Raw genomic sequence first — 6,788 nt, 5'->3', positions numbered from 1 at the left:
GCATGGTGGTGCGGGTGGCGCTATCGTCAACATCTCCTCGGCTGCGGCGTTGATCGGTTCGCCCGGCGAATATGTCGACTATGCCGCTTCCAAGGGTGCGATCGACAGCTTCACCATCGGGCTTGCCCGGGAAGTTGCGACCGAGGGCGTGCGCGTCAACGCGGTGCGCCCCGGCATCATCGACACCGAAATCCACGCTTCCGGCGGCCAGCCGGACCGAATCGCCGCCATTCGCGGCTTCGTGCCGATGAAGCGCGAAGGCAAGGCCGAAGAAGTCGCACATGCCGTCATCTGGCTTTTGTCGGATGAGGCATCATATACGACGGGCTCAATTTTGAACGTGAGTGGCGGCCGCTGACCGCCCAGGCAAGAAGGACAGGATTCATGGCATATGACGTCGTCGTTATCGGATCGGGCCCAGGCGGCTATGTGTGCGCCATCAAGGCGGCACAGCTCGGATTGAAGGTCGCCGTGGTCGAGAAGAACGCGACCTTCGGCGGCACCTGTCTGAACATCGGCTGCATTCCCTCCAAGGCGCTTTTGCATGCCTCCGAGATGCTGGCCGAGGCGCAGCATTCGTTCGACGCGCTCGGCGTCGAGGTCGGCACGCCGAAGATGAACCTCAAGAAGATGATGGCGCACAAGGATACGACGGTTGCCTCCAACGTGACCGGCGTGTCGTTCCTGTTCAAGAAGAACAAGATCGACAGCTTCAGGGGCACCGGCAAGGTGGTCGCCGCCGGCAAGGTTGCGGTCGTTGGCGAGGACGGCAAGGTCGAAGAGATCGAGACCAAGAACATCGTGATTGCCACCGGCTCCGATGTTGCCGGTATTCCAGGCGTCGACGTCGCCTTCGACGAGAAGGTGATCATCTCCTCGACGGGTGCGCTGTCGCTGGAAAAGGTGCCGGGCCATCTGGTGGTGGTCGGCGGCGGTGTCATCGGCCTCGAGCTCGGCTCGGTGTGGGCGCGCCTCGGCGCCAAAGTGACGGTGGTCGAGTATCTCGACACCATCCTGGGCGGCATGGACGGCGACGTTGCCAAGCAGTTCCAGCGCATGCTGGCCAAGCAAGGGTTCGAGTTCAAGCTCGGCTCCAAGGTGACCGGCGTTGCCAAGGCCAAGAAGGGCGCTGTCGTGACCTTCGAACCGGTCAAGGGCGGTGCTGCGGAGAGCATTGAGGCGGATGTCGTTCTGGTTGCCACCGGCCGCCGGCCCTACACCGACGGCCTCGGCCTGAAGGAAGCCGGCGTTGAGATGGATGAGCGCGGCCGGGTCAAGACCGACGGCCATCTGCGCACCAACGTTGCGGGCATCTATGCCATCGGTGACGTGGTCGCTGGCCCGATGCTGGCGCACAAGGCCGAGGACGAGGGCGTTGCGGTAGCCGAGATCATCGCTGGCCAGGCCGGTCACGTGAATTACGACGTCATCCCCGGCGTGGTCTACACCAGCCCGGAAGTCGCCTCTGTCGGCAAGACCGAAGAAGAGCTCAAGAAGGCCGGCATCGCCTACAAGGCTGGCAAATTCCCGTTCACCGCCAACGGGCGTGCACGCGCCATGCTGCACACTGACGGCTTTGTGAAGGTGCTGGCCGACAAGGATAGCGACAAGGTGCTGGGCGTGCACATCGTCGGCTTCGGCGCCGGCGAGATGATCCACGAGGCAGCGGTGCTGATGGAGTTCGGCGGTTCGTCGGAAGATCTCGGCCGCACCTGCCACGCGCATCCGACGATGTCTGAAGCGGTGAAGGAGGCAGCGCTCGCCACTTTCTTCAAGCCGATCCACATGTAGGACCGGCGAACATCGCCAAAAACGAAACGGCCCGCTCGATGAGCGGGCCGTTTGCGTTTGAGGGCATGGACCTCAGTTTGCGGGGGCTGCCGGGGCAGGTGCCGTGGTGGTGCCACCTGAAGGTGCAGGTGCCGTGGTGGTGCCGCCAGAAGGCGCTGCGGGGGCAGGGGCCATCGTGCCGGAAGGTGCTGGCGCTGGCGCGGCTGGAGCGGTGGTTGATGGTGCAGGTGCCGTGGCGGCCGGTGGCTCGATGACCGGAGCTACCGCGCGCTTGGGGCCGAAGATATAATAGGCCACAGCGGCGAGCAGCACGACGATGATTGCTATGAGCCACGTGCTCCCCATGCCCGACTGGCTGGCCGGTGGACGTACTGGATCTGGATTGTTCACCATTGAGATCTCCCTCAGCTTGCGCTCCGCAATCATTGCGTGAACATCGCAATCAACGCGTGAAATGCATTTCGGTTTCACAATGACGTGAAGTTTTCGAAATGAACGTTCCAGCGGCAGCGTTTTCGGCCACGCCACCAAGGCAGCGGAACGGCGCTCGACTGAGGTGGCGGCGACCGCCATTGAGCGCGGGTGTTCGCCCGACAGACCGGCCTGACGACGGGACGTCAGCGGTCGGCTGATGTGACCGTGTAGCCGGCCTTGCGGAACAGCTCGACCAGCCCGTCGGGGCCGGGCAGATGCAGCGCGCCGACAGCCATGAAGGCGTCGCCTTGACTGATCAGCGGGTCGGCGCGCTCGACCATGGTCTTGTTGCGCGTCGTCACCATCGCTTCTTCGAAGGCAGCGTAGCCGGAATCGTCAGAGCTGCCGCTGGGCAAGGCGTCGCGGAACAGCGGCCAGAACATGCCGGTGTCGCCGCGCTCATAGAGCACGACCATCGTTTCAATGACGTCGTCCATGCGGCTGCCGAGCTTGAGGGTCTCGACGAGACCCTTGATATGGAACTCCATCGGCAGCGAGGCCATCGCCGAAAGCTGGTCGGCGGCGGTCTCAAGGCCCTTGACGTCCTTGCCCGCGGCCTTGGCCTGCTGGGCGAGAAGAATGTCGAGCACCGGCGCGCCGCCTGCCTTGCGGGCGAGCTCGCAGGCCGGCAGGGCGACCATCGCCGACAGCATCCACGGCTTCATCTTGGTGACGCTTGCAGGTGGAATGCCGCGCGATTCAAGTGCGGAATTGACGATCTTGGCGTCTTCCGGCGACAGCAGCGAGGGCAGCGTCGTGGCATCGGTGAACATCATCAGCTCGGGCTGCTTCATCAGGCTGGCGAGCATGGCGTTCTGGTCGAGCACGTCGGTGGTCTCGATGACCAGCGTGTGGGCGCCGTCGAAGGCCGTTTGAGCGGCGGGCTCTAGCTTGGTGACGCGCGGGTCGGTGACATGCATGGTGCCATAGAGCCAGGACGGCTTCTGGCCCGGCTTTTCCAGTTTCCACAACAGGCCCTGGCCGTTGAGCGTGTCCTTCGCCTCGGCCTCGATCTTTGCCAGAAGCGTCGGATCGTTCTTGGCAAGCTCCGTCAGCATATCCGAGCCGGTGCAGGCGGGGGCTTCGGCATGCGCCTTGCCGGCGAGCAGGAACGCCACGGCAAAGAACAAGATGAAGAACAGCACATTGAGCGCTGCAAGCAGCTTCAGCGAGAAAGTCGCGGCGCGGTCGGTGAAGTCGGTCGTGCGTCTCATGGTCATTTGTGTAGCCGCCAAAAGCGGCAAAACGGTTAATTCGGCTGCGACAATTGTTGGGCTTCAGTGTCAGGCGCGCGGGTGGGCGGCTTCGTAGATCTCTAGTAGCCGGGAGGTGTCGACGCCGGTGTAGATCTGGGTGGTCGACAAGGAGGCGTGGCCGAGCAACTCCTGGATGGTGCGCAGGTCGCCGCCRCGGCCAAGAAGRTGSGTGGCGAAGGAATGGCGCAGTGCGTGCGGCGTTGCCGTGTCCGGCAGGTTCAAGGCCGAGCGCATCTTGCGCATATCACGCTGGATGATCGCCGGGTCGAGCTTGCCGCCGCGCGCGCCGCGAAACAGGGCGCCATTGGCATCGAGATGATAGGGGCAAAGTTTTCGGTATTCGGCAACCGCTGCGAGCGCCACCGGCAGCACCGGCACCAGACGTGTCTTGCCGCCCTTGCCTGATATGCGCAGCACCGTGTCGTCGGGCGAGGCCAGTTCGGTGGCGGTGAGATTGAGCGCCTCGGAAATGCGCAGGCCAGCTCCATAGAGCAGGGTCAGGACCGCGGCGTTGCGCGCGGCGATCCATGGCTCTTCGRCAAGCTGTTCGCCGGCCGAAACGACGCGCTTGGCGTCAACAGCCGTCAGCGGCTTGGGCAGCGACTTCGGCTGCTTGGGTGCACGCAAGGCAGCGGAGCCTGCGGCGTTGACCAGGCCCTGGCGTTCGAGAAAGCGCAGCAGCGAACGCACCCCGGCCAGCCCGCGTCCGAGCGTGCGGGCGCCGGCTCCATTGGCGCGGCGGGAGGCGAGGAAGCCGCGCAGATCGGCTGGGCGCAGGTCGCGGATGTCGGATATGCCGGGCGCACCGCCGTTATGGCCGGTGAGGAATTGCAGGAACTGGCGCGTGTCGCGTTCATAGGCATCGACCGTCGCCGCCGACAGCCGCCGCTCGCCGGCAAGCGACTTCAGCCAGCCCTCGCGGGCCGACTGGAGGTCGGGTTTTGCGGCGATGAGGAATTCCTGCATTGGCAGCGGGTGTCCGATTGGAATATGGCAGTGTTGAACGAGTGAAGTTAGCAAGCAGTGAAGCAGGCGATGGCCAAACCCCAAAATCCTATCCAGATGGCCGTGATCGGCGCGGCCCACGGCATCAAGGGCGAACTGCGCGTCAAGGCGTTTACCGGCGACCCGCTGGCCTTGGCCGACTATGGGCCGCTTTATGCCAAGGACGGCCGCGCCTTCGAGATCGCCGCCATCCGTCCGGCCAATGAGGTGGTGGTGGTGCGCTTCAAGGGCGTCAACGACCGCAATGCGGCTGAAGCGCTGACCAACACCGAGCTTTTCGTCGACCGTTCGGCACTTCCCGACGATGGCGACGAGGGCGAGTTCTACCACACCGATCTGGTTGGGCTTGCGGTTCGCGACGAAAATGGCGAGCCGGTCGGCAAGGTGTTTGCCGTGCAGAATTTCGGCGGCGGCGACATTCTGGAGATCCAGTATCAGGGCCGCAGGGGCGTGCTGATCCCGTTCACTAAAGCTGCGGTGCCGGTGGTCGACATATCAGGCGGCTTTGTTGGTATCGACATTGTCGCTGCCGGGCTGGTTGAGGATGAAGACGACGCGAACGCGCCTTCCGACGGCGAGTTCGAAGACAAGGGCCGTCCGCGTGGACCAAAGGACGCCGGAGGTAATCGCTAGGCAGGCCAGGCTTCGCTTGTCTTGAATTGCGTCTTCTATGTGTATAGATACACATCATGCGCAGCCGTGAGGTGATCAGACTGCTGGTGGCGGACGGTTGGGTTGAGGTGGCGCGCAAGGGCAGCCACGTCCAGTTCAAGCATCCTGCAAAGAAAGGCAGGGTTACCGTGCCGGACCCCAGGAGCGACATCCCTTTGGGGACCTTGCGCAGCATCGAGAAACAATCCGGGATCAGGCTGAAATAGCATGGCCAATTACATTGCTCTCATCCACAAGGATGCCGACAGCGACTACGGCGTTTCGTTCCCCGATTTTCCGGGCTGCGTGTCGGCCGGTCCGACGCTCGACGACGCGCGTGCCGGTGCCGAAGAGGCCTTGGCGCTGCATATCGAAGGCATGATGGAAGACGGCGAGCCTATCCCAGAGCCGACGTCGCTGGAAGACGTAATGAGTGTTGCGGAGAACCGCGACGGTGTCGCCATCCTGGTCAAGGCGCCGCCGCTGGACCAACGCTCCATCAGGGTCAACGTCACCTTTTCCGAGGATGTGCTCAAGCAGATCGACGTGTTTGCACAAAAGTCGGGTTACACGCGCTCTGGCTTCTTGGCTGTGGCCGCCAAGCACGAGATCGAGCGTGAAGAAAAACGAAAGGCGCGTGGCTGATCGTGGCGAATTCTGAAGAGAGAGGCTTGCCGGGCTTTCGTGCAACCGTGCTCACGCTTTATCCTGAGATGTTTCCCGGGGCGCTGGGAGTGTCGCTGGCGGGGCGGGCGATGGAGCGTGGCGACTGGGCGCTCGAAGCGGTGCAGATCCGCGACTTCGCTACCGACAAGCACCGCACTGTCGACGACACGCCGGCAGGTGGCGGCGCAGGCATGGTGATGCGCGCCGACATTCTAGCCAAGGCGATCGACCATGCTTCGCCCGAGGGCGATGGGCGCCCGCGCATCCTGATGAGCCCGCGCGGCAAGCCGCTGACCCAGGAACGGGTGCGCGAGTTGGCCGCCGGCCCGGGTGCAGTGATCCTGTGCGGACGTTTTGAAGGCGTCGACCAGCGCGTCATCGACGCTCGTGAGCTGGAAGAGATTTCGGTGGGCGACGTCATTTTGTCAGGTGGCGAGCCGGCGGCCCTGGTGCTGCTCGACGCGGTCGTCAGGCTTTTGCCCGGGGTGATGGGCAACGAGGTGTCGGGCGACGAGGAAAGCTTCGAGGGCGGGCTATTGGAGCATCCGCACTACACAAGGCCGCAGGAATTCGAGGGCCTGGTGATCCCCGAGGTGCTGACCTCGGGCAATCACGGCAAGATCGCAAAATGGCGACGCGCCGAAGCGGAGAAGCTGACGGCTGACAGGCGGCCGGATCTTTGGGCCGGGCGGGCGGAGAAGAAGCGGTAAGCTGAATTCTCCAACCTCAACGCTGCCCCTCACCCTTACCCTTGTAACTTGAACGTTGCCGCATCTGCTATTGCTAGCGGTGCGGTGGCGGACGGGAGACCGAAGTTCCTTTGGGACACCAAGCCCGTGGGAGAGCTTGGGTCTTCGTCCGCCGTTCCATCGACCCCGAACAGTCGCCAGGGCCGCAAGCGAAGCCCGATTAGGCAAGGATGGGAGAAGATGGACGCTGCTTTTG

Annotated in this window: 9 protein-coding genes; 6 read left to right on the top strand and 3 right to left on the bottom strand. The window is 63.6% G+C overall.

Annotation, left to right across the window (positions count from 1 at the left end; all coding sequences use genetic code 11):
* The coding region (locus AC1DWF_RS28755) for an SDR family oxidoreductase (protein WP_476842355.1) at positions 1-358 on the top strand (358 nt) is incomplete at its 5' end.
* A gap of 26 nt (positions 359-384) precedes the next feature.
* Entirely contained in the window at positions 385-1,791 is a 1,407-nt protein-coding gene (gene lpdA, locus AC1DWF_RS28750) for a dihydrolipoyl dehydrogenase (protein WP_476782453.1), read from the top strand.
* Between the two features lie 72 nt (positions 1,792-1,863).
* On the opposite strand, the gene AC1DWF_RS28745 is transcribed toward lpdA, so the two are convergent.
* The 3 genes from AC1DWF_RS28745 to AC1DWF_RS28735 form a co-directional block, all read right to left on the bottom strand.
* On the bottom strand, positions 1,864-2,184 hold the full coding sequence (locus AC1DWF_RS28745; protein ID WP_476782454.1) for a hypothetical protein: 321 nt from the start codon (positions 2,182-2,184) through the stop codon (positions 1,864-1,866).
* A gap of 224 nt (positions 2,185-2,408) precedes the next feature.
* Positions 2,409-3,479: a TraB/GumN family protein gene (locus tag AC1DWF_RS28740; protein ID WP_476782460.1), complete on the bottom strand. Its 1,071-nt coding sequence runs from the start codon at positions 3,477-3,479 to the stop codon at positions 2,409-2,411.
* Between the two features lie 69 nt (positions 3,480-3,548).
* On the bottom strand, positions 3,549-4,487 hold the full coding sequence (locus AC1DWF_RS28735; protein ID WP_476842354.1) for a tyrosine recombinase XerC: 939 nt from the start codon (positions 4,485-4,487) through the stop codon (positions 3,549-3,551).
* A 69-nt stretch (positions 4,488-4,556) separates the two neighbouring features.
* Between AC1DWF_RS28735 and rimM the strand changes: the two genes are divergently transcribed.
* The 4 genes from rimM to trmD are packed head-to-tail and all read left to right on the top strand — an operon-like array spanning position 4,557 to position 6,553.
* Positions 4,557-5,159 carry a ribosome maturation factor RimM gene (gene rimM, locus AC1DWF_RS28730; protein ID WP_476782456.1) on the top strand — a complete coding sequence of 201 codons (603 nt, stop codon included), beginning with the start codon at positions 4,557-4,559 and terminating at the stop codon, positions 5,157-5,159.
* 56 nt (positions 5,160-5,215) lie between these two features.
* Positions 5,216-5,404: a type II toxin-antitoxin system HicA family toxin gene (locus AC1DWF_RS28725; RefSeq protein ID WP_476782457.1), complete on the top strand. Its 189-nt coding sequence runs from the start codon at positions 5,216-5,218 to the stop codon at positions 5,402-5,404.
* 1 nt (position 5,405) lies between these two features.
* Positions 5,406-5,822: a type II toxin-antitoxin system HicB family antitoxin gene (locus AC1DWF_RS28720; protein ID WP_476782458.1), complete on the top strand. Its 417-nt coding sequence runs from the start codon at positions 5,406-5,408 to the stop codon at positions 5,820-5,822.
* A 26-nt stretch (positions 5,823-5,848) separates the two neighbouring features.
* The gene (gene trmD / locus AC1DWF_RS28715) at positions 5,849-6,553 is read left to right on the top strand and encodes a tRNA (guanosine(37)-N1)-methyltransferase TrmD (RefSeq protein WP_476782459.1); all 705 of its coding nucleotides are present in this window, start codon (positions 5,849-5,851) and stop codon (positions 6,551-6,553) included.
* The last annotated feature ends 235 nt before the right edge of the window (positions 6,554-6,788 follow it).

It is taken from the genome of Aminobacter sp. P4_D5 (assembly GCF_056401815.1).
This window is presented reverse-complemented; position numbering and strand designations above follow the sequence as displayed.